Genomic DNA, 24,883 nt, shown 5'->3' on the forward strand with positions numbered 1-24,883 from the left:
ATCCAGCTTAGCAGATCCGCCGGGCGGCTTTTCCGCTTCCCCGCTGGATAGTGGGGAGTCGCTTGTTCGCGACCTCCGTTACGTTAGCGCATTTCCCGGAAACCGGGAAATCCGCCTCCGCTCGTCAATTCGCACGCCAAATAGAGCTCGCCTGGCTTCGGCAGACACCGATGCCTACGAGATCGATCAAGTGAGTGAATCAACTACGGGTGGTCACGTGTGGACTGGTGCGGCGGAGCGACGCTCCGTACGACGCATCTGTCCGATTCAGGCGACTCGACCAACATTAGCCCCTGCTTCGGTGCTCGTCAAACGCGAATGGGGGAGATGCGGGTCACATCTCCCCCATTCAGGCGAATCTGCAGGTCAGGCCCGGCTCTCCGCCGATGTCTGACCGTGTCGGCCTGGTGTCAGCCGACCAGCTCGATCGCGGCCAGGTTGCGCTTGCCGCGACGCAGGACGAGCCAGCGGCCGTGCAGCAGGTCGGCCGGCGAAGCCGTCGCGGCCTCGTCCTCGACCTTCGTGTTGTTGACGTAGGCGCCGCCCTCGTTGATCGTGCGGCGGGCGGCCGAGCGACTGGCCGAAAGTCCGGTGGCGACGAACAGGTCGACCAGTTCGCCGAGTTCACCCACTTGGGCGCTCGGAAGCTCGGCGACGGCCGCCGCGAGGGTCGGCGCGTCGAGCTCGCCGAGGTCGCCCTGGCCGAAGAGGGCCTTGGACGCGGCCACCGCGCGATCGAGCTGGTCCTGGCCGTGAACGAGGACGGTCAGCTCCTCGGCGAGCGCGCGCTGGGCGGCGCGCTTGAAGGGCGCCTCCTCCGTCATGCGCTCCAGTTCCTCGATCTCTTCGTGGGACTTGAAGCTGAAGATCCGCAGGAACTTGGAGATGTCGCGGTCGTCGGCATTCAGCCAGAACTGGTAGAACGCGTACGGCGTGGTCAGCTCGGGGTCGAGCCAGACGGTGCCGGACTCGGTCTTGCCGAACTTGGTGCCGTCGGCCTTGGTGATCAGCGGCGTGGCCAGCGCGTGGGCGGACACGCCCTCGGCCTTGCGGATCAGGTCGGTGCCGGCGGTGAGGTTGCCCCACTGGTCGCTGCCGCCCGTCTGCAGCATGCAGCCGTACCGGCGGTGGAGCTCCAGGAAGTCCATGCCCTGGAGGACCTGGTAGCTGAACTCGGTGTAGCTGATGCCGGCCTCGGAGTTGAGGCGTCGGGCGACGGCCTCCTTGGCGATCATGTTGTTGACGCGGAAGTACTTGCCCACGTCACGCAGCAGGTTGATCGCCGACATGCCCGAGGTCCAGTCGAGGTTGTTGACCATCTGGGCGGCGTTCGGACCGTTGAAGTCGAGGAAGCGCTCGATCTGGCCACGCAGCCGGCCCACCCACTCGGCGACCGTCTCGGGGTCGTTGAGGACGCGCTCGGCGGTCGGCTTGGGGTCGCCGATCAGGCCGGTGGCGCCGCCGACGAGACCGAGGGGCTTGTTCCCGGCGAGCTGGATGCGCCGCATGGTGAGGATCTGCACCAGGTTGCCGAGGTGCAGGCTGACCGCAGTCGGGTCGAAGCCGCAATAGAAGGTGACCGGACCGTCCGCGAATGCCTTGCGCAGTGCGTCCTCGTCGGTGGACAGGGCCAGCAGGCCGCGCCACTTCAGTTCGTCGACGATGTCGGTCACGGTCTCGTCTCTTCCTCGGGTCGTGCCGTCGGTCACCCGAAGGCCTGGTCGGCTACAGCCTCCCCGACCGGGCCCCTTCTTGGCCAATCCGGTCCAGATGCGGGACGGCCGCATGGGAGGGGGACGAATGGTTCAAACACGAACCAATGTGATGGACCACATGAAGTGCACCGAAGCTGTCACAATGCCGGACTTCCGCTGGTGAGAGGCTTCGCGCTTCGGTACACCGGTCTCGCCGCACGAGCGGTCCGTCGACGCGAGAGACGAGAAAGGCCTCCTCACGTGACTCTAGGCAAGTTGAACCTGTTGGTCTGGATCTGGTTCGGACTGATGAGTGCGGCATTCATGCCCCTGTGCCTGCTGGCGAGCCAGGTGCCAGGTCCGAACGCCGTGCACATCGTGCTCTATGTGTTCATCATCGGCGTTCTGTGGTGGGGCTCCTTCGGTTACGGGATGTACCTGTCGATGGCCGGGATGGGCAATGGCGACAAGCGACTGCTGAAGCGTGGCGTCCGCGGGACGGCCCGGATCCTCGCCGTGAAGGGGACCAACACCTACATCAACGGGCAGTCGGACTTCGGCTACAGCGGCCGTCGGGTCTACCGCTACACGCTCCAGGTGGAGCTGCCGGGTCGGCAGCCGTACGAGACGTACGTCAGCGTCGCGAGCCACCAGTTCCAGGAGGGTCAGACCGTCCAGGTGGCGGCCGCACCGCGCAACCACAAGCGGGTGGCGATCGACGCGGCCGCGAGTGCCCAGCAGCGGTCGGGCACCGGGTGGCAGGCGGGCGCGCCGCACACGGCTTCGGAGCTCAAGGCCCATCAGCTCAAGGCCCAGGAGCTCAAGGCTGCGCGGATCAAGGCCCAGCAGCGCAAGGCCGCGCAGCGGTCGGCTCCAGAGCGCACGCTCCCACAGCCCTTCGTCCCGGAGGACGCGGTCCCCCAGGACGCGGTCCCGCGCCAGAGTCGGCGCGGGGGTTCCGGTCACGGGAACGCGGGGCACCGTGACCAGGGGCACGGGGACGAGGGCGAGCGCCTGCGGCAGCTGTCCGAGCTGGGTCGGCTGCACAAGGAGGGCGTGCTGAGCGACGAGGAGTTCGCCACCGAGAAGGCGCGGATCCTGGGCTTCAGCTCCTGATCCCGGTTCTCATTCGCCCATGGTCCTCATCCGCCGGCGCCGGACCGCCCCGCGCCGCCGTCCGTCCGGCTTCGGCGCGGGACGTGGCGACGGTAGGGGCTGACCGTCGGGTCGCCGTCGAGCCAGAAGCGGTACGGGGTGTCCGCGCCCTGGGCGACGCCGGTGCGCGGGCCCTCGCGGATCAGCTCGGGGGCGGCGGGGGCGCCGGGCAGCAGGCGGAAGACGGAGCCCGGAAGGGGCTCGCCGTTCTGCTCGCGGGCGATGCCGAGGGCCTGGGTGAGCCGGGCCGGGCCCTGGGCGAGTTCGGTGTCGCGGCGGGCGGAGGGGCGCCGGTGGCGGGCCAGTTCGATGCCCTCGACGACCTCCCCGGCGCGCAGCAGAACGGCTCCGGCGGTGGTGCCGGGGCCGGTGACCAGGTTCATGCAGTAGTGCATGCCGTAGGTGAAGTAGACGTAGACGAAGCCGGGCGGCCCGAACATCACGGCGTTGCGCGCGGTGCGGCCCCGGTACGCGTGCGAGGCCGGGTCCTCCAGGCCCGTGTAGGCCTCGACCTCGGTGATCCGTACGGCGACGCGGCCGTCGGGCCGCTCGCTGACCAGGATCCGGCCGAGCAGGTCGGGCGCGACGGCAGGCGAGGGCCGGTCGAGGAAGCGCGGGTCGGCGGGGTCGAGCGGTTCCTGTGTGGCGGGGTGCGGCTGGGTCACACGGCGAGATTAGGCTGATCGCCAGAGTTCTGCAGCGTCCCAAGGAGAGTGACGACATGTCGGAGCCCAAACGGCGCCCGCTCCCCCACGACTTCCACCCGCCCGTGGCCGAGTTCACGGTGACCAGTGACGACCTGACCGACGGAGGCGTGCTGCCCGACGCGCACGTGTTCGCCGCCGGGAACACGTCCCCGCAACTGCGCTGGTCCGGCTTTCCGGCCGGGACCAAGAGCTTCGCGGTGAGCTGCTACGACCCGGACGCGCCGACCGGCAGCGGCTTCTGGCACTGGTCGGTCTTCGACATCCCGGCCGACGTCACCGAGCTGCCGGCCGGTGCGGGCACGGGTTCCTTCAAGGGGCTGCCCGCGGGCGCCATCCAGGTGCGCAACGACTACGGCACCCGCGACTTCGGCGGCGCCGCCCCGCCGCCCGGGGACGGGGAGCACCGCTACGTGTTCACCGTCTACGCCGTGGACCAGGAGAAGCTGGGCCCGGACGCGGACGCCACGCCCGCCGTGGTCGGCTTCAACCTGCGCTTCCACGCGCTCGGCCGGGCGCAGCTGATCGCGACCTACGAGCACCCGTAGGACCGGTGGGGCCCCGTTCGGTTCCGCGGCCGTACGCCCCGCCGCCGTACGCCCCGGCGCCCTTCACGTCGCCCCCGTAACGGCTGGCCAGGCTTAACCCCGAAGCCACCGAAATTACGTTGTCCCGGCATCCGGCCGCCCCGCACAGTGGACCCACCGTCCAGCTGGGGCGGGCCGGGAGTCGGAGGCAGGTGGCTGAGGATGCGTAAGACGCTGGTGCTCAACGCGACGTACGAGCCGCTGGCGGCGGTGACGCTGCAGCGCGCCGTGGTGCTGGTACTCCAGGACAAGGCCGTGGTCGAGCGGTCCCATCCCCAACGCAGGGTGCGCGGCAGCTCGGTGGAGATACCGCTGCCACGGGTGGTGCGGCTGAAACGCTACGTCCGGGTGCCGTTCCGACAACGGGCGACCTGGTCGCGGCGCGGGGTGCTGGCGCGGGACGGCTTCCGTTGCGCGTACTGCGGCAAGCGTGCGACGACCGTCGACCACGTGGTGCCGCGCTCGCACGGCGGCCAGGACACGTGGCTGAACACGGTCGCGGCCTGTGCGGCGGACAACCACCGCAAGGCGAACCGGACGCCGGAGCAGGCCGGGATGCGGCTGCTGCGCCGCCCGTTCGAGCCGACGCCGGACGCGGCCCTGGTGGCCGCCCTGGGCCTGGACAGCTCGGACCTGAACGCCGGCTACCTGAGCGGCGGAGGCGTCGGGGCGCGGGGCGTCGACCCGGGCTTCTACGACCTGGCCGCGGCGGGCTGAGCGGCGCCGACCGGCCTGGACCGGGCTGAACCGGGCGTCCTGCTGCGCGCGTGCTGGGCGCTGACTCAGTGGGCCGCGGTCCAGGCGGTCGCGGAGGTGTTGTAGCTGCCGGTGAACTCCGGCAGCGCCACCACCAGACTGCCGCGCAGCAGGACGCGCCCGGAGCCGAGCAGTGAGCCGGTGCCCTGGGGGAAGGTCCCGCCGACGGTCTCGGTGCCGGAGGTGAGGTCGAAGTTGCTGAGCCGGGCCGGTTGACCGATGCGCTCGTCGGTGGCGACCACCGCTGCGGAGCCGTCGACGCCGACCGGCACGGCGACGCCCTTCTCGTGGGCGGTGGTGCGCCACAGCTCCTTGCCGCTGACAAGGCTGTAGGCGGCGACGATGGTGGGCCCGGAGGCGGCGTTCGCCGACTGCGGCGGGGGGTTGACGGCGGCGACCATGGTGGTGCCGGAGAAGAAGAGCGCCGGGTCGGGGTCGAAGCTGCCGTGCGTGGAGTCGAGGGTTCCGCCGGTCTGGGAGACGGGGATCGTCGCCTGGCTGTCGCCCTTGTCCGAGAAGGACAGGATGGTGTCCTGGGTGGGGTCGGTCATGTGGACGCTGACCACGGCGGGCTCGGCCGAGAGCACCGTGTAGGAGGAGGCGGTCTGCGGCAGCCCGCGCCACCAGCGCAGTTTGCCCGCGGCCGGGTCGAGCGAGATGACCTGCTGCTTGGGGCTGGTGTCGGCGCAGGTGCTCTGGAGCAGTAGTGAGGTGCCGTCGCCGTTGCCGGCGAGGGCGCAGTACTTGCCGGGCCCCGCGTAGGTCCACTGCTGTTTGCCCGCGGCCGTGTCGTAGCCGACGGCGGCGCTGTCGGAGACGGCGACGACGCGGGTGTCGGTCACCATGACCGAGGCGCCGAAGCCGCTGCCGCCGCTGGAGGGCAGCTGCGCCTTCCACTTGGTCTGGCCGGTGGAGGTGTCGACGGCGGAGAGCAGGTCGCAGGCCTGACCGGTGCCGGGCTTGGACTGGAAGACCACCGCGCCGACGCCCGCGGAGTTGACGTCCGGCGACATGGCGCACGGCACGGCGCCCGAGCTGGGCGCGCTGACGGCCCACAGCTTGTGCCCGTCCGTGGCGGAGTAGGCGGTGACTCCTTCGCCGTCGCCGCGCACGACGGCGGCGCTGGTGACCCAGGCGCCGAGCAGTCCGTCGTTGCCGGTTCCGCTGCCGCCGCCGCTGCTGCTCGCGGTGGTGGCGCCCGGGGCGGCGGGTGCGGCCCACGCCTTGCTGTGGTTGACGCCGATGTCGGCCTGGTTCTGCGTGGCGGCGCCGTTGCCCGAGCGCGCGCCGCCCGAGCCTCCGCCCGCGAGGACGTAGCCGCCGCCGGCGAGGATCAGCAGCGCGCCGCCGCCGACGGCGAGGCGGGTGAGGTAGCTCTTGCGGTTCACGCCCGGTCCGCGGCCGAGCGCCGCGTCGACGAAGCGGTCCTTCAGCCCGCCCGCGGGCGGTTCCTCCGCGCGCCCGACGGCGGTGGACCCGGCCGGGAGGGGTTCCTCGTCCGGGATCGACTCCTGCTCGGGCGCTGACGCCTGCGCGGGGACGATCGGGTCGGCGGCCGAGGGGTCCGCGTAGTACGCCTGCTCGGACGACGGGTCGTACGCCTGCTGGAACTGAGGGTCGGCGTACTGCTGCACGTACTGCGGGTCGTAGTAACCCTGCGGGGCCGGCTGTCCGGTCTGGTCGTAGCCGTACGCCTGCTGCTCGTAGCCGGTCTGCTGCTCGTAGCCGGTCTGCTGCTGGTACGGCTGCGCGTAGACCTGCTGCCCGTAGCCGGAGGACGGGTCGTACGGCTGCTGGTACTGCTGCGGGTAGCCGTAGCCGGACGGGTCGTAGCCCTGGGCGCCGTAGTTCTGGCCGTCGGTGCTCTGGCCGGAGTAGTTCTGGCCGTCGTAGCTCTGGCTCTCGTAGCTCTGGCTGGAATAGTCGCCGTAGGAGTTGTAGTCGTACGACTGCTCACCGTGCTGACCGTAGGACTCGTACGGCTGTTGCTGCGGCTGCTGCCAGTACTGCTGCTCCTGACCGTTACCGGCCTCGTCTGCTCGTTCCATGGCTGTCGAACCACTCCCGCCTGCCCGATGCGCGAGTCAGCATCTCATGCCTCTGCCGCCGCGGCGGCATCGATGAACGCGGCGAGCGTGAGATCGAGCGCGGTGAGACCGCCCGCGGAGTGGGTCGACAGGGTGAAGTGGAGGGTGCGCCAGCGGATGTCGATGTCCGGGTGGTGGTCCATCGCCTCGGCCTTCTCGGCGACGGCGTCGACGATGCGGATCGCCGCCGGGAAGTCCTTGGCCTTGACGGTTCGCCGGATCGAGTCCCCCTCGCGCTGCCACTCGGGCAGGGCGAGGAGGCCGGTCGTGATCTGCTCGTCGCTGAGAAGGTCGCGGGTGCCCATGGGCAGCACGCTACTCCGGGACGCGACGCGAACCCGTCATTCCGGGTCGAGTTCGGGGCGCTCGGTGCGTCGGTCCACGCCGGGGCTGCCGTTGGCGGCCTTGACGCCCGCGTCGGCCGGGCCCGGGGAGCCGGGGATCTTGGGGGCCAGGCCCTGGAACGCGCCGCCGACGCCCTTGATCGCGTCGCTGACCTCGCTCGGGATGATCCAGAGCTTGTTGGCGTCGCCCTGGGCCATCTGCGGCAGGGTCTCCAGGTACTTGTAGGCGAGCACCTTCTGGTCGGCGTCGCCGGAGTGGATCGCCTCGAAGACGGTGCGGATGGCGGCCGCCTCACCGTCGGCGCGCAGGACCGCGGCCTGCGCCTCACCCTCGGCCTTGAGCACGTCGGCCTGCTTCTGGCCCTCGGCCTTGAGGATCGCGGACTGCCGCTCACCCTCGGCCTGGAGGATCGCGGCGCGCTTGTCACGGTCGGCGCGCATCTGCTTCTCCATCGAGTCCTGGATGGAGGTCGGCGGCTCGATCGCCTTCAGCTCGACGCGGTTGACCCGGATGCCCCACTTGCCGGTGGCCTCGTCGAGCACGCCGCGCAGGCCGGCGTTGATGGTCTCGCGGGAGGTGAGGGTGGACTCCAGGTCCATGGAGCCGATGATGTTGCGCAGCGTGGTGATGGTCAGCTGCTCGATGGCCTGGAGGTAGCTCTGCACCTCGTAGGTGGCCGCGCGCGGGTCGGTGACCTGGAAGTAGATGACAGTGTCGATGTTGACCACCAGGTTGTCCTGGGTGATCACCGGCTGCGGTGGGAAGGGCTGGACCTGCTCGCGCAGGTCGAGCCGGTTGCGGATGGTGTCGATGAACGGCACCACGATGTTGAGCCCCGCGTTCAGGGTGCGCGTGTAGCGGCCGAAGCGCTCCACGATCGCCGCCTGCGCCTGCGGGATCACCTGGATCGTCCGCAGCAGCATGACGAAGACGAGCACCGCCACCAGGACGAGGACGATGATGACGGTACCCACGGGGACTCCCTCGACAGACCCAGACGTTTTTGATGCTGTGTTGACTTGCCTACCCAGGGCTCGAGCCGACGACTCGAAGCGCCTCGGAGAACCCTTCGCAGAACACGGTGCGTCAGAGGACCACGGCGGTCGCGCCGTCGATCTCGGCGACGCTGACCTTCTCCCCCGGTTCGAAGACCTGTCCGGCCGCGAGCGCGCGGGCCGACCAGATCTCTCCCTTGAGCTTGATCCGGCCGTCGTTCTCGTCGACGCGTTCCAGGACCACGGCCTCCACGCCCTTCAGCGCCTCGATCCCGTGCCGGACCGACGCGGCCTCGCGTCGTTGGCGTCTGGTGATCGGACGGACCAGCACCAGGAGCGCGAGCGTCGTGGCGAGGAACACGACGAACTGCAGCACGATCCCGCCGCCCAGCCCGGCCGTCAGCGCCGCGGCACTGGCGCCGATCCCGAACATGACGAACTCGAGCAGCGCCGTGTGCACCACAGGGGCGCACAGCAGCACCGCGACCAGTAGCCACCATGCCCAACTCTCCACAGAGGCCATGGTAGTTGCGCAGGTGGCTCCCCGTCAGTGAACAGCGGCAAAGATCATTACAAGCAGATCAACACTCGAGCGTCGCTCACTTGCCCAGCGGCAGGCCGCGGGCGGCCCAACGGCCGTCCTGGTGCTCGAGGGTGAGCGGGAGGCCGAAGCAGAGCGAGAGGTTGCGCGGCGTCAGCGTCTCCTGGATCGGGCCGGCGGCCAGCACCCTTCCCTGACGGATCATCAGCACGTGGGTGAAGCCGGGCGCGATCTCCTCGACATGGTGGGTCACCATGATCATGGCCGGGGCGACCGGGTCCTGGGCGAGCGCACCGAGGCGGCGCACCAGGTCCTCGCGGCCGCCGAGGTCGAGACCGGCGGCGGGCTCGTCGAGCAGCAGCAGCTCCGGGTCGGTCATCAGCGCGCGGGCGATCAGGGTGCGCTTGCGCTCGCCCTCGGAGAGGGTGCCGAACCTGCGGTCGACGTAGTCGGCCATGCCGAGCAGGTCGAGCAGCAGGCGGGCGCGGGACTCGTCGGCCTGCTCGTAGGTCTCGCGCCAGTGCGCGGTCATGCCGTAGGCGGCGGTGAGCACGGTCTCCAGCACGGTCTGGCGCTTCGGCAGCTTGTCCGCCATCGCCGCGCCGGCCAGGCCGATGCGGGGGCGCAGCTCGAAGACGTCGACGCTGCCGAGCTTGTCGCCGAGGATCGAGGCGGTGCCGGTGCTGGGGAAGAGGTAGCTCGACGCCACCTGCAGCAGCGTGGTCTTGCCGGCGCCGTTCGGTCCGAGCACGATCCAGCGCTCGCCCTCGGCGACGGACCACGACACCTGCTCCACCAGCGGGCGGCCGTCCCGGATCACGGATACGTCCACCAGCTCCAGCACGTCGCTCATTGCGTACGCCTTCCCCAAGGAAAAGAAGTCTTTCTCACGGCCGCAGCTTCGTGAGCCGGTCCAAACCTACGCCACCGAGGTGGCCGCACGCTCCGTAGGCTTGGCCCATGCCGCAGACGGAAGCGCACGAAGCGTACGAAGAGCCCCGGTCCGCCCGACTTGTCGCCTGGGGCAACGCCTGGTTCGCAGGTCACGCCTCCCCCGACGACACCGCGGACGCGGTGCGCGGCGACGACGAGTCCCACGTGGTCCGCGGCCTGCCGGGCGCGGACGGCGTCGGTCTGACGCTGGCGCTGGGACGTCTGCGGACCCTGGGCGCGACGGGCCTGCGGCTGGCCCTGCCCGCTCCCGGCCACCCGCTGGGCCTGACCGGGCCCGCGGAGTTCAACGCCCGCGCCCTGGAGACCGGCGAGGCGGTCCTGGCGGTCGGCGCCCCCTGGGGCCTCGTGCCCGAGGCCCTGTGGCACGGCGCGGACCACGCCGACGACGGGGTGCTCGCCGTGACCTGGCACGTGCTGCCGGCCAACCCCGGCTTCCCGGCGGACGTTCCCACGCTGCGCGACGCCGAGCGGGAACTGGCGGAGGGTATGCGGGAAGCGACGGAGGCACTCGTGCGCCTGGACGTCGCGGGCGCCGGCCCCGAGGTCCAGCAGGCGCTGGGTCGCCTGCGCTCACGTGACGCGGAGGCGGACGAGTTGCTGGCCCCGGGGTACCCGCCGCGGGCGGTGCGGGTCCTGCAGAGCGCGCGGCGCGTCTCCGCGCTGGTCGCGCTGGCGTCGGTGACGGAGGGCGCGGCGGTCAGCGCGAGCGAGATGTCCCAGCGGGCGGGCGCGCTGCGGCCGTTGGAGCGGGCGGCCCGGAAGGCGAGAGTCGCCGCGTACAACGCGGCGGTGGACGAGCCCCGTTAGGGGCGCGTGCGACTACCTCTTGATCCCGTTGCGAACCGCCCACAGCGCCGCCTGGGTGCGGTCCTGGAGGTCCAGCTTCATCAGGATGTTGGACACGTGCGTCTTGACCGTCTTCTCCGAGAGCGTCAGCGCCCGGGCGATCTCGCGGTTGGAGCGGCCGTCCGCGATGAGGCCGAGGACCTCCTGCTCGCGCTCGGTCAGCGTGCCGCCCCGTCCCTGGGGGGCGCGGCCCGTGCCGTCCTCGGCCAGCAGCGCCTCGGCCAGCTCCGGCTGGAGCAGCACGTGTCCCGCGTGGACGCTGCGGATCGCGCCGGCGAGGGCCTCCGGGTCGACGTCCTTGTAGACGTAGCCCGCCGCGCCGGCCCTCAGCGCCGGGACCACCGTGCGGTGCTCGGTGAAGCTGGTGACCACCAGCACCTTCGCGGGGTTGCCCCGCTCCTTCAGCATCCGCAGGGCCTCAATGCCGTCCGTGCCGGGCATCTTCACGTCCATCAGGACCACGTCGGGCCGCAGCGACTCGGCGAGCTCGACGCCGTCCGCGCCGTCGCCCGCCTCGCCGACCACCTCGATGTCCGGCTGGATCTCCAGGAACGTGCGCAGGCCGCGGCGGACGACCTGGTGGTCGTCGACGAGCAGCACCTTGATGGTCGCGTCACCCACCGGGGACCTCCAGTTCCACCACGGTCCCCGCTCCCGGGGACGATTCGATGTCGAGCGAGCCGCCGACGCTCGCGGCCCGGTCGCGCATGGAGACCAGGCCCAGGTGGCGGCCCGCGCGGCGGGTGCCCTCGGGGTCGAAGCCCCTGCCGTCGTCCGTGACGCGCAGCCGCGCGCCGCGGCCGGAGCCCTGCGGGCCGGGGACGCTGCGCAGTTCGACGGAGACGGACGACGCGCCCGAGTGGCGCAGGGCGTTGTGCAGGGCCTCCTGGGCGACGCGCAGCACGGCCTCCTCCTGCGCGGCGGGCAGCGCGGCGACGCGGTCGTGGGCGAAGACGACGCGCGCGGTGTGGGCGCGGTTCAGCACCTCGACCTGGGAGGCGAGGGTGGGCAACAGGCCGTCCTCGTCGAGCGCGGCGGGGCGCAGTTCGACGACGACGCTGCGCAGTTCCTCCGCCGCCTCGGCGGCGAGACGGGAGACCTCCGCGAGCTCGGCGCGGGCGCGGGCCGGGTCGCGGTCGACGAGCGCGGCCGCGGCCTGCGCGGTCAGGCGCAGCGAGAACAGCTTCTGGGAGACGGCGTCGTGCAGCTCGTGCGCGATCCGGGCGCGCTCCCCGACCAGGGTGAGCTCGCGACTGCGCTCGTACAGGCGGGCGTTGACCAGCGCGAGCGCGGCGTGCGCGGCGAGGATGCGCAGCAGTTCCTCGTCGTGCGCGGTGAAGCGGTCGCGGCCCACGGGGTTGGCCAGGAAAAGGGCCCCGAGGATCCCGTCGGCGTCCTGGATCGGGACGCCGAGGAAGGCGTGCATGTCCGGGTGGGCGCCGGGCCAGCCGCCGAAGCGCTCGTCGGCGCGGACGTCGTCGAGGCGGGTGGGCTCCTGCTCGTGCAGCATCGCGAAGAGGATGCCGTGCTGCCGGGGCAGCGGACCGATGGCACGCCACTGCGCCTCGCTGACGCCGTCGACGACGAACTGGGCGAAGCCGCCGTGGTCGTCCGGGACGCCGAGGGCGGCGTACTCGGCGCCGACGAGGGTGCGCGCGGAGGTGACGATGCGCTGAAGCACCTCGCGGACCTCCAGATGGCGGCTCATCGCGAGGACGGCGGCGCTGATCGCCTCGATCCCGCCGAGGCAGGGATCGCCTGGCGCGCCCCTGTCGGCATCGGCCCCGCCCGGCGGCGGACACGCGTTCGTCGACATGCCGTCACCGTACCGCCCGGTGATCGCGAAGGCATCGGACGTGGGGTGGTGAGGACCAGGGCCCGGGTCCTAGGTCCAAGGGACCCGGCCTGCGGCGGCTTGTGGCCGAGGTGGGCAGGACCGCGGGCGGCCTAGCTTCGGCGGTGTCGGCAGGTGCACGGAGGCCGGCTGTGGAACACACGGTGAGCGCACGGGAGGAAAGGCCATGGCAGTCGCCATTGTGACGGGGGCGTCGCGCGGACTGGGCCGGGCACTGGCGCTGGCGCTGGCCGAGCGCGGCTGGGAGGTCGTCGTCGACGGGCGCGGCGCGGAGGCGCTGGACGGGCTCGCAGCCGGTCGGCCGCGGATCCACGCGGTCGCGGGCGACGTCACGGACACCTGGCACCGCACCGCGCTGGTCACCACCGCGGCCGACCTGGGCGGGGTGGACCTGCTGGTCAACAACGCGGGAGTGCTGGGCGGCCGGGGGCTCGCCGCGGTGGCGGACCTGTCGTTGGCGGAGCTGCGCCGGGCGTTCGAGGTCAACGTGCTGGCGCCGCTGGGGCTGCTCCAGGAGACGCTGCCGCTGCTGCGGGCCTCCGGCGGGGCGGTGCTCAACATCAGCTCGGACGCGGCCGTCGAGGCGTATCCGACGTGGGGCGGCTACGGCGCGACGAAGGCAGCGTTGGAGGCGCTGTCGGGCTCGCTCGCCGCCGAGCTCGCCGCCGAGCCCGCTGAGGAGGCCGCGCACGAGACCGCGGACGGGCAGCGGGCGGTGCGGGTGTGGTGGGTGGACCCGGGCGAGATGGACACCGCGATGTACCGGGCGGCGGACGCTGCCGCGGCCGCCGAGGCGCCGCGTCCGGAGGAGGGCGCGGTGCCGGGCCTGCTGGCGCTGCTCGACGCCCGCCCGCCGAGCGGCCGCTACACGGCGGCGGGCCTCGTCGCCGAGCACGGCACGGCGGCAGAACCGACGGTCTCGAACGTGGTGGGGACGGAGGCGGCACGGTGACGGGGACGGTGGCGGGAACAGGAGCAGCGCCGGGGACGGGGACTTGGACGAGGACGGGGACTTGGACGAGGACGAGGACGGCCGAGGTGGCGACGGCGGACGACGCCGGGTTCGTGGACGGGCTGGGCGACTGGGAGCTGCCGGCCGAGCTGGAGGCCGCCGCGCCGCCGGAGGAGCGCGGCGCGAGCGGACGCGACGACGTACGGCTGCTGGTCGCCGAGGGTCCGCGCGACGCGGCCCCGCGGATCGGGCACCACGCCTTCCGTGAGCTTCCGTCCCTGCTGCGGCCGGGCGACGTGCTGGTGGTCAACACCTCCGCGACGCTGCCGGCGGCGGTGGACGGCCGGATCACCGAGACCGGCGAGCCGGTGGTGGTGCATTTCTCGACGCGGCGCAGCGAGAGCGAGTGGGTGGTCGAGCTGCGGTCGCCCGACGGTCACGGCACCACCCGTCAGCGCGCGCACGACGGCGCGCTGGTGACGGTCCGGCTGACCGGAGGAGCCCGAGTGGGCCTCCTCTCGCGGCTGGGGGACCGGGCCGGGGGTTCGAGCCGGCTGTGGCGGGCGTGCTTCGGCGCGTCGGAGCCGCTGGCGTACCTGGCCCGGTACGGGCGGCCGATCCGGTACTCCTACACCAGTGCCGACCGATCGCTGGCCGCGTACCAGACCGTGTTCGCCGAACCGGTGGCCTCCGCGGGGGCGGGGAGCGCGGAGATGCCGAGCGCGGCGCGGCCGTTCACGGCGGAGCTGGTGACCCGGCTGGTGAGCCGGGGCGTGCTGGTCGTTCCGATCACCCTGCACACGGGCGTCGCCTCGGTGGAGTCGCACGAGCCGCCGTGCGCGGAGTGGTTCGAGGTGCCGGAGGCGACGGCCCGGGTGGTCAACGCCGCGCGGGCGGCGGGATCGCGGGTGGTGGCGGTCGGCACGACCGCGGTGCGGGCGTTGGAGTCGGCGACGGACGACGACGGCACGGTCCGGGCCCGCTCGGGCTGGACCGAGCTGGTGATCACCCCGGAGCGCGGGGTGCGCGCGGTGGACGGGCTGCTGACCGGCTTTCACGAGCCGCGCGCCTCGCACCTGATGATGCTGGAGGCCGTGGGCGGCCGTCCGCTGCTGGACCGCAGCTACGCGGAGGCCCTGCGTGAGGGCTACCTCTGGCACGAGTTCGGGGATCTGCATCTGATCTTGTCCCGGTAGAGACGGCGAGGGCGGGGACCGTCGGTCCCCGCCCTCGCCGTGTCTACCGCGCCGTCGCCGGATCAGCGGCTGCGCATGACCTCAGGCTCGTGGCGGCGCAGCAGGCGGGCGACCAGGACGCTGCAGATCACGCCGAGCAGCACCAGCACGCCCACGTCGATGCCCCACTGGGTGACCGTGTGCGTCCACAGCGAGTCCGTGGTGGGCTTGCCGTCCGAGCCGAGGCCCTGGATCTGCAGCAGGTTGATGGACGCCGCCTGGGCCGCGACCGCCCAACGGGACGGGACCAGCCAGGCGAGCTGCTCCATGCCGGGCTGGCCGGCGACCTGGATCAGCGAACCGCAGAAGACGACCTGGATGATCGCGATGAGCACCAGCAGCGGCATGGTCTTCTCGGCCGTCTTCACCAGCGCGGAGATGACCAGGCCGAGCGTCATCGAGGTGATGCCGAGCAGCATCACGACCAGGACCAGCTCGGGCAGCGCCGTACCGGAGATCAGCAGACCGGAGCTGGGCAGCTTGCGCGGCAGCAGACCGATCATGGCGACCATGACCGACTGCACCGCGGTGATCGCGCCCAGCACGATGATCTTCGAGGCGACGTACGCGGAGCGGGAGAGGCCGACGGCGCGTTCGCGCTCGTAGATCACCCGTTCCTTGATCAGCTCGCGGACCGCGTTCGCAGCGCCGGTGAGGGAGGCGCTGACGGCGAGGAGCAGCAGGACGGTCGCCGCGTCGTGGTTGCCCGCCTGCGGCGGATCGGAGGGGCCGAGGCCGAACTTGGCCGGGATCGCGGCGCTCATCGCACCCATGATCAGCGGCAGCGCGAACAGCAGCGCGACATAGCCGCGGTCGGCGGCGATGACCGAGATGTAGCGGCGGACCAGGGTGGACAGCTGCGAGCCCCAGCTCTGCTGCTTGGGCGGCTGCGTCTGGTGCTGCTGTATCCCCGCGGACTGGGCCTGCACGGCGTCGACGTCCGCCGCGTACATCTGGAAGTGCACCGAGCCGCGGAAGCGGCCGCCCCAGTCGTGCTCGGCGTGGTTCTCGAAGGCCTGGAAGACGTCCGCCCAGGTCTCGCACTGGAAGAAGTGCAGGGCCTCCTTCGGCGGGCCGAAGTACGCCACCGAGCCGCCCGGCGCCATCACCAGCAGGCGGTCGCAGAGGGCGAGTTCGGCCACCGAGTGGGTGACGACCAGGACGGTGCGGCCCTCGTCGGCCAGGTCGCGCAGCATCTTCATGACGTCGCGGTCCATGCCCGGGTCCAGACCCGAGGTCGGCTCGTCCAGGAAGATCAGCGACGGCTTGGTCAGCAGCTCCAGCGCGACGGAGACGCGCTTGCGCTGACCGCCGGAGAGCGCGGTGATGCGGTTGTCGGCGCGCTTCTCCAGGTGCAGCTCGACGAGCACCTCGTCGACGCGGCGCTGGCGCTCGGCCTTCTCGGTGTCGCCGGGGAAGCGCAGCTCGGCCGCGTACTCCAGAGCGGTGCGGACGGTCAGCTGCGAGTGCAGGATGTCGTCCTGCGGCACCAGGCCGATGCGCTGGCGCAGCTCGGCGAACTGCTTGTAGAGGTTGCGGCCGTCGTAGAGGACGTCGCCGCGGTCGGCGGGGCGGTAGCCGGTCAGCGCGCGCAGCAGCGTCGACTTGCCGGAACCGGAGGGGCCGATCACCCCGATGAGGGACTTCTCCGGCACCGCGAAGCTGACGTCGTTGAGCAGGATCTTCTTCTGACCCTTGTGCTCGACCTCGACGGTCAGGTGGCGGGCGGAGAAGGAGACCTCACCGGTGTCGACGAACTCCTCGAGCCGGTCGCCCACCAGACGGAAGGTGGAGTGGCCGACGCCGACGATGTCCTGGGCGGTGAGCACCTGACGGGCGATCGGCTGGCCGTTGAGGTAGGTGCCGTTGTGGCTCTCGAGGTCGACGATCTCGTAGCGGCCGTCGGTGAGCTGGCGCAGCTCGGCGTGGTGGCGGGAGACCTGGAGGTCGGAGACGACCAGGTCGTTGTCGAGACCGCGGCCGATGCGGATGGTCTTCAGACCGGCCGTCAGGTTGCGCACCATGGTGGGGTTGCGCGCGCCGTAGAGGGGGTCGACGACGCCCTGCTGGCCCGATCCGGAGCCCGAGCCTGGGACCTGGGACGGCGTCTGGTAGCCCTGGCCGGCGGCCGGGTAGCCGGAGGCCGCGCTCTGCTGCTGCGGGAACCCCTGCTGCTGGGCGGGCTGCTGGTACGGCTGGGGCTGTTGGGGCTGCTGCTGGGCGTACCCACCCTGCTGCTGGTACGACTGGGGCTGCTGGGGCTGCTGCTGGTAGCCGGCCTGCTGGGGCGTCCCCTGCTGCGGCACCTGTCCGGGCTGGACGCGTGCGGTCCGCTGGTCGTGCCAGTCGGTGCCCGGCGCCTGCCCCGGCTGGGCGGCCGGCACCTGGCTGGGCACGCCCGCGAAGCTGAGCCGCGGTCCGTTCTCAGCGTTGCCGAGGGTGATCACCGCGCCGTCGCCCAGGTAGGCCTGGTTGGTGCGACGGCCGTCCTGGAACGTGCCGTTGGTGCTGCCCAGGTCCTGGAAGAGCCAGGCGTTGCCCGCGAACGAGATGGTCGCGTGCTGCCACGACACCCGTGCGTCGTTGATCGTGAAATCACACTGCGGGTTGCGACCCACACTGTACGTACGCCCCGGCTCCAGCGTGGACCGCTGTCCGTTGAGTTCAAGTACCAGCTGCGGCACTGTTGCCTGCCCCACGATGTAGTTCCCCCGAGGTTGCCCCGCCCTTGCCAGGGCAGTGTAGGGATGCCGAACGACTGGGGGAATCATTCCAGCTCGGTCACCGAACGCAGAACCGGAACCGTGTTGCTGACGCCGGACCGTGACCGTGTGGCAACCTGACGCCTGGGGGCGGACGTTGCCGGTCGTTCGCGTGACGCACTGGGATGGTGGACGAGATGACGGTGTACCAGAGCGGACGCCCGGCGGCGGGTGGTCCGCGGGCGGGCGGCGCGAGCCTCCTCGGAGGCGTCGTCTCCGCTGCCATGTCGGCGAGTTGGGCCTTCGTCGCGATGGCCGCCGTCGGCGCCCTCGGGGTGCACCTGCTCGGCCTCGACGCGCACGCGAAGCTGGGCCCGGTGACGGCCGCCCTGGTCGCGATGGCCGTCGGCGGAAGGATCAGCCCCACCGGTGACGTGTCGGTGTTCGGAATTGACGCCGCGTCGGCTCAGGGGTCGATCGACATCATCCCGCTGGGCCTGACGCTGGTCGGCGCGGTGGTGCTCGGCTGGCTGTTCACCCGATCGCTCCGGCGGGTGACCATGCTGACCGTCGCCGACCTGTGCGTGCGGGCCGCCGGGGCGGTCGTCGCGTTCCTGGTGCTGCTGGCGATCGTGGCCTGGTCCGGGAACGGGACGGTCTCCATCGACCTCTCCTCGGTGACCGGCTCCGGCGGCAGCGGGGGCGGCGGCTCCGGCGGTTCCGGCGGCGACAACCCCCTCGGCGGGCTGAGCGGCCTGATCGGCGGCGTGGTCGGGGGCGGCACCAAACCGACGGTCGGCTTCAAGGTGGACGTCGCACCGACGCTCGGCATCGGGCTGCTGTGGGTCGTGGTCGTGCTCGCCTTCTCCGTGGTCGCGGCCCGCCGCGCGCCGCTCCCTGTCGGCTGGGGCGGGCTCGCCCGCACGGTGCGCCCCGTGGCGTCGGCGATCACCACCGTGTACGTGGGCGCGTGCGTCGTCGGCGCCATCGCCGGCCTCGTGGTGGGCCTGACCGGCAACGGCGGCGCGCGAACCGTCGGCGGCGTGCTGCTCGGCACGCCGAACGGCGTCTTCCTGGCGATCCCGCTCGGCATGGGCGTCAGCCTCGCCGGCCAGGCGTCCGGCCCGCTCACCCACTTCCTGCCCGCCCCGATCAACACCTTCCTGGCAGGCGGGCAGGGCAAGACGATCACCGTCTCGTCGCTGGCGGCGCAGGACGGGAGGGTCTGGCTACTGCCGGTCGCGGTGGTGCTGATGCTGCTCGCGACGGGCGTGCTCGCGGCGGTCCGCACACCGCGCAGGAGCGCGGCCGCCGAGTCGCTCGCCACGGAGGTCGGCGGCGCGGCGGCCCGGCTGGGCGTCGCCCTGATGGTCGTCACGCCGGTGCTGCTCGCGCTCGCGGACGTGACGGTGAACGCGAACCTGTCGGTGTTCGGGTTCGACGCGGTGGGCGCGGGGCTGAGCGTCACCGGGAACGTGGCGCTGGCGCTGGTCCTCGGCCTGGTCGAGGGCGCGGCCCTGGGCGCTCTGGGCGCGCTGCTGGTGCGACGCTTCGCGGAGACGAAGCGCGTCGGCCCGGCGGACGCGGGTCCGGGCGCACGGCCCGGCGGACTGGGCGACGGACTGGGCGGCGGACTGCCGGGCGGCCCGTACGGGCCCGGTGGCGGCGTGGGCGGGAGGCCGCAAGGCCCGACGCCGGGACCGCAGGGCCCAGGGGCGTACCCGCCGCCCCCCGGTCGCCCGGCCGGACCGTCCGGACCGTCCGGACCGTCCGGACCGTCCGGTCCGTACGGGCAGCCGCCTGCCGGGCCGCCGTCGACGCCTCCCGCTCCGGGCGGCTGGCCGGGGCAGCCGCCCGCCTCCGACGCCAACCCCTACGGCGGCCCGCCCGCTCCCCCGCAGCAGCACCCGCATCCTCACCCTCAGCCGCAGCAGAACCCGTACGGCGGGTTGCCGCAGTCCCCGCCGGCGAACCCCGACGGGCGCCCGGACGACAACCCGTACCGCTGACCGCTGATCGCCCGTCCCCGGTGGACTGGGGACGACTCCCCGGCGGGTCCGGTCGCGTCGCTCGTTAGGCTGGGGCGCGTGCCACGTCGACTTGTGAGCGTCAGGACCACCGGGGCCGCCCGGATCGACTCCGAGCTGGCCGCGCTCCGCGCCCGGCTGGGGCTGCCGGACGGGTTCTCCCCGGCCGTCCTGGCCGAGGTCGAGGCTGTCTCGGCCACCCCGCTCGCCACGCCCGGCGAGCGGGTGGACGCGACCGACCTGCCGTTGTTCACCATCGACCCGCCGGACTCGCGCGATCTCGACCAGGCCATGCACCTGGAGCGCCTCCCGGGAGGCGGCTACCGCGTCCACTACGCCATCGCCGACGTGGCCGCCTGGGTGCGCCCCGGCGGCGCGATCGACGCCGAGGCGCGGCGGCGCGTCGAGACGTTGTACTTCCCCGACATCCGCGTCCCGCTCCACCCGCACCAGCTGTCCGAGGGCGCGGCGAGCCTGCTGCCGGGCCAGGACGTCCCGGTACTGCTGTGGCAGCTCGACCTCGACTCCGACGGCGAACTGCGCACCACCCGGCTCCGGCGCGCCCTGGTCCGCAGCCGCGCCAAGCTCGACTACGCGGGCGTCCAGCGTGCGCTCGACACCGGTACGGCCGAGGATGCGCTGGCGCTGCTCGGCGTCATCGGCCCGCTGCGCGAGGAGCGGGAGGCAGCCCGGGGCGGTATCAGCCTGCCGATCCCGGAGCAGGAGGTCGAGGAGGTCCCCGGCGACGGGTACACCCTCGCCTACCGGGCGCCGCTGCCGGCGGACAGCTGGAACGCCCAGATCTCGCTGCTGACGGGCATAGCGGCGGCGCAACTGATGATCGCGGGCGGGGTGGGCGTCCTGCGCACCCTTCCGGGCGCCCCGCCGTCCGCCGTGGCAAAGCTGCGCCGCGTGGCACTGGCGCTGCGCGTGGACTGGCCGGAGGACCTGCCCTACGCCCAGCTGATCCGCTCCCTCGACCCGAAGCTGCCGACGCACGCCGCGTTCCTGAACGAGTGCACGGGCCTGCTGCGCGGCGCCGCCTACACCGCCTTCGACGGCGTCGTCCCGCCCAGCCCGGGCCACGCGGCCGTCGCCGCCCCGTACGCGCACTGCACCGCGCCGCTGCGCCGCCTGGTCGACCGTTTCGCGGGCGAGGTCTGCCTGGCCCTGACGGCGGGAGCCGAGGTCCCGGCCTGGGCCCGCGACGCGCTGCCCACCCTCCCGGCCCTGATGGCCGGTGGCGACCGTCGTGCCCACGAGGTCGAGCACGCCTGCGTCGACCTGGTCGAGGCGGCCCTGCTGACAGGGCGTGAGGGCGAGCTCTTCGAGGGCATCGTCATCGACGTGGACGAGCGCCACCCGGCTCGCGGCACCGTCCAACTCCACGCCCCGGCGGTCCGCGCCCCGCTCACCAACGGCGGCGGCCCACTGCCCCTCGGCGAGGAGATCCGGGTGCGCCTGACCGAGGTCGACCTCTCCCTCCCGGCCGTCCGCTTCGCCACGGCGTAGCCGCGGGACAACCGCGGCCGAACCGCGTCCCGGCTGCCGGTACCATGGTCACCACGGCGGACGAGCCGGCCGGGCGGTCGCGTCGGATCCCTCACGGGATCCGCCGAGGAACGTCCGGGCTCCACAAGGCAGGGTGGTGGCTAACGGCCACCCGGGGTGACCCGCGGGACAGTGCCACAGAAAGCAGACCGCCGGGCGCTTCGGCGCCCGGTAAGGGTGAAACGGTGGTGTAAGAGACCACCAGCGTCCAGGGTGACCTGGACGGCTCGGTAAACCCCACCTGGAGCAAGGTCAAGATGGGCATCGGCTTCGATGCCCTGCGCTGACGCCTGAGGGCTGCCAGCCCGAGTCAGCGGGTAGACCGCTTGAGGCGGCCGGCAACGGCCGCCCTAGATGGATGACCGCCTCCCGCGGCCCGGCAACGGACCGTGGAGACAGAACCCGGCGTACAGGCCGACTCGTCCGCCGCCTGGCCGCTGATCTGTGCTTTTGCGAAGCGGACCAGTCGGACTTCACCCGCGGGCTCTCGGTGTCGGCCGTGGTCCCGCGGCCCCTGCACAGGGCCGACCGACCCTGCATGGCATCCGCTCCGCCAGGCGGCGACGCGCGGACACCGGGCGAAGAGCCGGGTCTGTCGTCCCGCAGCCCGGACCGACCCACAGGCACCGGCGGGGCAGGAACAGAAGGATGCTAGAAAGCCCTGGTGACCGATCATCCCCACCAGTCCTCGACGCTGCGCCTGTTCGTCGCGCTGGCCCCGCCCGACGACGCCAAGGACGAGCTGACGGCCGCCCTGCAGCCCGCCTACGAGAAGTACTCCCACCTGCGGTGGAACCGGGTTGAGGACTGGCACATCACCCTGGCGTTCCTCGGCGAGCTCTCAGTCACGACCGTCCCGCTCCTGCGGCCGGCTCTCGCTCAGCTGGCCGCCGATCGCCCCTCCCTGGGCCTGCGTCTGAACGGCGGCGGCCACTTCGACGAACGGCTGTTGTGGAGCGGGATCGAGGGGGAGCTCGACGGCCTCCACAGCCTCGCTGCCGAGGTTCGCGACTCGGTGCGAGCCTGCGGCATCTCCTTCCAGGAGCGCCCGCTGCGCCCGCACCTGACGTTGGCCCGGGCCAAGCGCGGCCAGGAGGCCGACATCCTGTCCGCATCCGCGGGCCTCGCCGACTTCACCGGCCGCAGGTGGCAGGCCGAACGCCTCCACCTGGTCGGCAGCAACATCGGCCGCGGCCCCGGTGTGATCCGCTACCGCGACATCGAGGCTTGGCGGTTCGCCGGCGAATCCTGACCATGCCTGGCCGCCCACGGCCCGCGCGGCCCTGGACGTGCCGCTGACGGGGCGCGGACCTGCCCGACACCCGATGAGCTTGGCGGCGCCGCCTCCGGCGTCCGTGACCTCCGCATCGCCTTCAGCAGCGGCAGCACCAGCGACTCCGTCACTCTCGGAAGTGAGCCGACGTCAGTGCGGTCGCCGCCCGCGCCCGGTCCCACATCGGCCGCCCCGGAAAATCACCGGGGCGACCAGCACAGACGTGAAACGATGCCCGACCAGGACAGAGGAGGCGGGCGACGTGGGGCTTGACTACAGCTACGAGATCTTCATGCCTCCACGGAACGTCGGGAGGGCGCTGACCCGGCTGGCCGAGCTGGCCCCCCGACACGGCGTCAATCCTCCGCTTGCGGTGACTCTGCCGGGCGGAGAGCAGTTGACCGTGCCGTTCACCTCGCGGTTCAAGAGCGAACCGGTGGACTGTTCAGCAGGCGGCACCCTCGAACTGGACACCTCGATCGCAGTCGGGGTCGACGACGCGGTCCGCGCGTTCTTCCTCCGCGACAGCGACGTGGTCGACGAGCGAGGACGAGTGTCGGTCGGCTACATCTACCTGAGTGTCAGGTTCTCACCCGCCTGGCACCCGGACTTCGCGTCGCTGCAGTTCACAGCGGCCACCTCGGGCATGAGCCGGATGTTCGCGCGGTCCGCGAGCGTCAGGAAGGTCTTCACGGACCTCACCGCGGCCACGGGCGGCGTGTGCTGTCTACTGGACACCGAGACCGACGTCTTCGACATCTGCTGGCTCAACGGCGAGACGATCAGTGACGAAACAGTCCCTGGCGCCCGCTTCTCGCGCTTTCACGACCTCGTCGCCGCCTGGCGCCAGCCGGCAAGGTAGGCCGGCGACCGCGCCCGTCGGCACCAGCCACTGCCGGGGGTGCGACTCACCGCCGGTCTGGCGGAAACAACAGCGGATGCCTCGGTCATGCCGGTGCCGGTGGCGAGCCACAGGTAGCCCGCCATTCTCCGGGTGTGACCTGATGATCAGCGACGCGGCAGCGCCGCGGCCGGGCGGACAGCGGTGAACCCGGCATGCGCGTATCGGGTGGCGGACAGCAGCAGCACCCACTCGTCGCAGCCTTGCCACGGGTAGACGTCGGACGCCCCACCGCGTACCACCCGGGGCCCGTCGCCCGTGCGCGGGCGGCCGTCAGCAGGAGCGTCCACGAAACCGGGGATCCAGGCGTCGGCACAGATCTCGTTCGCCGAACCCATCGCCGCCAGCCCATAGGCGTTCTCCGCTGCGGCCGTCGACGCCGGGTCGCCGAAGTCGTCGAGGAGCTGCTCCTTGCCGGGCTTGTGGTCACCGCGGAAGGTCAGCGTCGTGGTGCCGGCCCGGGCCGCGTACTCCCACTCGGCCTCGCTGGGAAGCCGGAACGGCAGCGCCTCCAGCAGGCCCTCCAGGGCGTCCTCGAGTCGGGCCGTGCCGGTGTCGTCACCGGTGTAGTCGTCCTCGTAATCCGGCAGCCAGTGTCGGACCTGGGCGACGGTCAACGGATGGCGGGCGATCAGGAACGGCTCGACTCGCACCTGTCGTACAGGGCGGGCGTTCCCCGCGCAGGCGAAGAAAGGTTCAAGGCTGTCTTCGACCCCGCCGCTGCTCTCGATGGCACGCACCGCGTCCAGTTCGGTATCCGAGAGTCCCATGAGGAACGTCCCTCCCGGCACCTCCCTGAACTCCACACCTGACGCCACGTGCCGCCATGCGGGACGGCCCGCCACGATCACTTCGCTCCACATGGCAGCGGACACTAACAGCTCAACAACATGGCGGACGCGGATCCACCCAGCTGTGAGTCGGTCGGTTGGAACGGCCAGGTCAGACGGAGTTCGCGCGAATCAGCTCGACCCAAACCGACTCAGGGGCGTCGACCCTGACCCCGCCTACAGGGTCAAGGCGTCGTGCGGCATCCACGATGAGCTCAACGCACCCGTACAGACGGTCGTAGTGGTGGACAACTGCTTCCTCCGGCGCTGTTGGGGCGGGTTCCCCGGCCCTGCGGATGATCCTGATCGCGCTGTACCAGCGCCAGGCCGTTTCGACGTACTGGGCAACCGACGAGCTGAAGAAGGAGACTGCTGGTTTGTGCAGGCCCGCGTGGTAGGGCCGGAGAACCTTGGGAATGTCCTCTGCGGTGACAGGTGCGGGGAGAAGGCAGAGAACACGACCATCGCCGGGAACCACGCCGACCACGAAGCTGTCCGCACGCGGCCCCCAGAATCCCAGGTCATAGAGCCGCTGACCGTCGTTGACGAGGCGGCGCTCCTGCGGGCCCGCACGGTTCGGCACCAGAGCCGGGTCTGCGCCGAATTGCGGCCTCGCCGTGAAGAGCGGCAGGCGTGGCAGACCCCGCTCGCTCAGGGCCCTCCGGTCACTATCGGGGATGCCCCAACCCTCAGCCTCCGGGATGAGCAGTTGGTCTTCCACGACGATCAACCGCTCCACCGGCTGAGACAGCACACGCCGCAGTTCTTCCTGAACTGCCGTCCACTCGACACCCTGGTCGCTCTTCACAGATGCAGCATCTCCCGGCGTCGCAGAGCAGCTCAAGATCGGTCACGCAACCGCGGTTGCGGTTGACGGGGACTCATAGAACGTG

Annotated in this window: 22 protein-coding genes and 1 other RNA gene; 11 read left to right on the forward strand and 12 right to left on the reverse strand. The window is 71.9% G+C overall.

Going from position 1 to position 24,883, the window contains the following annotated elements:
* Window positions 1-410: 410 nt before the first annotated feature.
* The gene (gene tyrS / locus TR50_RS26435) at window positions 411-1,673 is read right to left on the reverse strand and encodes a tyrosine--tRNA ligase (protein ID WP_042427072.1); all 1,263 of its coding nucleotides are present in this window, start codon (window positions 1,671-1,673) and stop codon (window positions 411-413) included.
* A gap of 330 nt (window positions 1,674-2,003) precedes the next feature.
* Between tyrS and TR50_RS26440 the strand changes: the two genes are divergently transcribed.
* Window positions 2,004-2,810: an SHOCT domain-containing protein gene (locus TR50_RS26440; RefSeq protein ID WP_152648650.1), complete on the forward strand. Its 807-nt coding sequence runs from the start codon at window positions 2,004-2,006 to the stop codon at window positions 2,808-2,810.
* A 26-nt stretch (window positions 2,811-2,836) separates the two neighbouring features.
* On the opposite strand, the gene TR50_RS26445 is transcribed toward TR50_RS26440, so the two are convergent.
* Window positions 2,837-3,514, reverse strand: coding sequence for a DNA-3-methyladenine glycosylase (locus tag TR50_RS26445; RefSeq protein WP_042427078.1), 678 nt, complete (start codon window positions 3,512-3,514; stop codon window positions 2,837-2,839).
* Window positions 3,515-3,570: 56 nt separating this feature from the next.
* Here TR50_RS26445 and TR50_RS26450 point away from each other — a divergent pair, with 56 nt between their 5' ends.
* The gene (locus tag TR50_RS26450; RefSeq protein WP_042427081.1) at window positions 3,571-4,101 is read left to right on the forward strand and encodes a YbhB/YbcL family Raf kinase inhibitor-like protein; all 531 of its coding nucleotides are present in this window, start codon (window positions 3,571-3,573) and stop codon (window positions 4,099-4,101) included.
* Window positions 4,102-4,302: 201 nt separating this feature from the next.
* Window positions 4,303-4,857: an HNH endonuclease gene (locus tag TR50_RS26455; protein WP_042427084.1), complete on the forward strand. Its 555-nt coding sequence runs from the start codon at window positions 4,303-4,305 to the stop codon at window positions 4,855-4,857.
* A gap of 65 nt (window positions 4,858-4,922) precedes the next feature.
* Here the strand turns inward: TR50_RS26455 and TR50_RS26460 are convergent, their stop codons facing one another.
* From TR50_RS26460 to TR50_RS26480, 5 genes are all read right to left on the reverse strand, one after another.
* Complete coding sequence (locus TR50_RS26460) at window positions 4,923-6,944, reverse strand: outer membrane protein assembly factor BamB family protein (RefSeq protein ID WP_042427087.1); 2,022 nt, start codon at window positions 6,942-6,944, stop codon at window positions 4,923-4,925.
* Between the two features lie 44 nt (window positions 6,945-6,988).
* On the reverse strand, window positions 6,989-7,288 hold the full coding sequence (locus tag TR50_RS26465; protein WP_042427090.1) for a 4a-hydroxytetrahydrobiopterin dehydratase: 300 nt from the start codon (window positions 7,286-7,288) through the stop codon (window positions 6,989-6,991).
* 36 nt (window positions 7,289-7,324) lie between these two features.
* On the reverse strand, window positions 7,325-8,302 hold the full coding sequence (locus TR50_RS26470; RefSeq protein ID WP_152648651.1) for an SPFH domain-containing protein: 978 nt from the start codon (window positions 8,300-8,302) through the stop codon (window positions 7,325-7,327).
* A gap of 112 nt (window positions 8,303-8,414) precedes the next feature.
* Complete coding sequence (locus TR50_RS26475) at window positions 8,415-8,846, reverse strand: NfeD family protein (RefSeq protein ID WP_084701009.1); 432 nt, start codon at window positions 8,844-8,846, stop codon at window positions 8,415-8,417.
* A 76-nt stretch (window positions 8,847-8,922) separates the two neighbouring features.
* Complete coding sequence (locus TR50_RS26480; protein WP_042427095.1) at window positions 8,923-9,717, reverse strand: ABC transporter ATP-binding protein; 795 nt, start codon at window positions 9,715-9,717, stop codon at window positions 8,923-8,925.
* A 107-nt stretch (window positions 9,718-9,824) separates the two neighbouring features.
* On the opposite strand from TR50_RS26480, the gene TR50_RS26485 reads away from it, so the two are divergent.
* On the forward strand, window positions 9,825-10,625 hold the full coding sequence (locus tag TR50_RS26485) for an Rv1486c family protein (protein WP_042427098.1): 801 nt from the start codon (window positions 9,825-9,827) through the stop codon (window positions 10,623-10,625).
* Window positions 10,626-10,637: 12 nt separating this feature from the next.
* Here the strand turns inward: TR50_RS26485 and TR50_RS26490 are convergent, their stop codons facing one another.
* Together TR50_RS26490 and TR50_RS26495 are read right to left on the reverse strand one after the other, a co-directional pair.
* Complete coding sequence (locus tag TR50_RS26490; protein ID WP_042427101.1) at window positions 10,638-11,285, reverse strand: response regulator; 648 nt, start codon at window positions 11,283-11,285, stop codon at window positions 10,638-10,640.
* Complete coding sequence (locus tag TR50_RS26495) at window positions 11,278-12,480, reverse strand: GAF domain-containing sensor histidine kinase (protein ID WP_042427104.1); 1,203 nt, start codon at window positions 12,478-12,480, stop codon at window positions 11,278-11,280. The genes TR50_RS26490 and TR50_RS26495 overlap by 8 nt, the downstream gene beginning before the upstream one ends.
* A 205-nt stretch (window positions 12,481-12,685) precedes the next feature.
* On the opposite strand from TR50_RS26495, the gene TR50_RS26500 reads away from it, so the two are divergent.
* Entirely contained in the window at window positions 12,686-13,471 is a 786-nt protein-coding gene (locus tag TR50_RS26500) for an SDR family oxidoreductase (RefSeq protein ID WP_042427107.1), read from the forward strand.
* An 86-nt stretch (window positions 13,472-13,557) separates the two neighbouring features.
* Window positions 13,558-14,667: an S-adenosylmethionine:tRNA ribosyltransferase-isomerase gene (locus TR50_RS26505; RefSeq protein ID WP_174514862.1), complete on the forward strand. Its 1,110-nt coding sequence runs from the start codon at window positions 13,558-13,560 to the stop codon at window positions 14,665-14,667.
* Window positions 14,668-14,729: 62 nt separating this feature from the next.
* Here the strand turns inward: TR50_RS26505 and TR50_RS26510 are convergent, their stop codons facing one another.
* Window positions 14,730-17,390, reverse strand: a complete 2,661-nt coding sequence (locus TR50_RS26510) for an FHA domain-containing protein (RefSeq protein ID WP_042427110.1) — start codon at window positions 17,388-17,390, stop codon at window positions 14,730-14,732.
* A gap of 215 nt (window positions 17,391-17,605) precedes the next feature.
* Between TR50_RS26510 and TR50_RS26515 the strand changes: the two genes are divergently transcribed.
* The 5 genes from TR50_RS26515 (at window position 17,606) to TR50_RS26530 (ending at window position 23,121) form a co-directional block, all read left to right on the forward strand.
* On the forward strand, window positions 17,606-19,417 hold the full coding sequence (locus tag TR50_RS26515; protein ID WP_152648652.1) for a streptophobe family protein: 1,812 nt from the start codon (window positions 17,606-17,608) through the stop codon (window positions 19,415-19,417).
* 78 nt (window positions 19,418-19,495) lie between these two features.
* Complete coding sequence (locus TR50_RS26520; RefSeq protein WP_042427113.1) at window positions 19,496-20,947, forward strand: RNB domain-containing ribonuclease; 1,452 nt, start codon at window positions 19,496-19,498, stop codon at window positions 20,945-20,947.
* Between the two features lie 61 nt (window positions 20,948-21,008).
* An RNA gene (gene rnpB, locus TR50_RS42980) (RNase P RNA component class A) lies at window positions 21,009-21,412 on the forward strand.
* Between the two features lie 238 nt (window positions 21,413-21,650).
* Complete coding sequence (thpR, locus tag TR50_RS26525) at window positions 21,651-22,238, forward strand: RNA 2',3'-cyclic phosphodiesterase (protein ID WP_042427116.1); 588 nt, start codon at window positions 21,651-21,653, stop codon at window positions 22,236-22,238.
* Between the two features lie 283 nt (window positions 22,239-22,521).
* Window positions 22,522-23,121, forward strand: a complete 600-nt coding sequence (locus TR50_RS26530) for a hypothetical protein (RefSeq protein WP_042427118.1) — start codon at window positions 22,522-22,524, stop codon at window positions 23,119-23,121.
* Between the two features lie 146 nt (window positions 23,122-23,267).
* Here the strand turns inward: TR50_RS26530 and TR50_RS26535 are convergent, their stop codons facing one another.
* Entirely contained in the window at window positions 23,268-23,930 is a 663-nt protein-coding gene (locus TR50_RS26535; protein WP_201776880.1) for a formylglycine-generating enzyme family protein, read from the reverse strand.
* Between the two features lie 172 nt (window positions 23,931-24,102).
* Window positions 24,103-24,798 (reverse strand): SUKH-4 family immunity protein, encoded by a 696-nt coding sequence (locus tag TR50_RS26540; RefSeq protein WP_160311190.1) that lies wholly within the window; start codon window positions 24,796-24,798, stop codon window positions 24,103-24,105.
* Window positions 24,799-24,883 lie beyond the last annotated feature (85 nt).

Source organism: Streptacidiphilus anmyonensis, assembly GCF_000787855.1.
GTDB classification, from domain to species: Bacteria; Actinomycetota; Actinomycetes; order Streptomycetales; family Streptomycetaceae; genus Streptacidiphilus; species Streptacidiphilus anmyonensis.

What these genes read in the sequence shown, in the direction of transcription:
- TR50_RS26450 (WP_042427081.1), top strand. Translation starts at nt 3,571, where the DNA reads ATGTCGGAGCCCAAACGGCGCCCGCTCCCCCACGACTTCCACCCGCCC.
- TR50_RS26475 (WP_084701009.1), bottom strand. Translation starts at nt 8,846, where the DNA reads ATGGCCTCTGTGGAGAGTTGGGCATGGTGGCTACTGGTCGCGGTGCTG.
- TR50_RS26535 (WP_201776880.1), bottom strand. Translation starts at nt 23,930, where the DNA reads ATGGGACTCTCGGATACCGAACTGGACGCGGTGCGTGCCATCGAGAGC.
- TR50_RS26500 (WP_042427107.1), top strand. Translation starts at nt 12,686, where the DNA reads ATGGCAGTCGCCATTGTGACGGGGGCGTCGCGCGGACTGGGCCGGGCA.
- TR50_RS26515 (WP_152648652.1), top strand. Translation starts at nt 17,606, where the DNA reads ATGACGGTGTACCAGAGCGGACGCCCGGCGGCGGGTGGTCCGCGGGCG.
- TR50_RS26460 (WP_042427087.1), bottom strand. Translation starts at nt 6,944, where the DNA reads ATGGAACGAGCAGACGAGGCCGGTAACGGTCAGGAGCAGCAGTACTGG.
- TR50_RS26485 (WP_042427098.1), top strand. Translation starts at nt 9,825, where the DNA reads ATGCCGCAGACGGAAGCGCACGAAGCGTACGAAGAGCCCCGGTCCGCC.
- TR50_RS26465 (WP_042427090.1), bottom strand. Translation starts at nt 7,288, where the DNA reads ATGGGCACCCGCGACCTTCTCAGCGACGAGCAGATCACGACCGGCCTC.
- TR50_RS26495 (WP_042427104.1), bottom strand. Translation starts at nt 12,480, where the DNA reads ATGTCGACGAACGCGTGTCCGCCGCCGGGCGGGGCCGATGCCGACAGG.
- TR50_RS26480 (WP_042427095.1), bottom strand. Translation starts at nt 9,717, where the DNA reads ATGAGCGACGTGCTGGAGCTGGTGGACGTATCCGTGATCCGGGACGGC.
- TR50_RS26455 (WP_042427084.1), top strand. Translation starts at nt 4,303, where the DNA reads ATGCGTAAGACGCTGGTGCTCAACGCGACGTACGAGCCGCTGGCGGCG.
- TR50_RS26440 (WP_152648650.1), top strand. Translation starts at nt 2,004, where the DNA reads ATGAGTGCGGCATTCATGCCCCTGTGCCTGCTGGCGAGCCAGGTGCCA.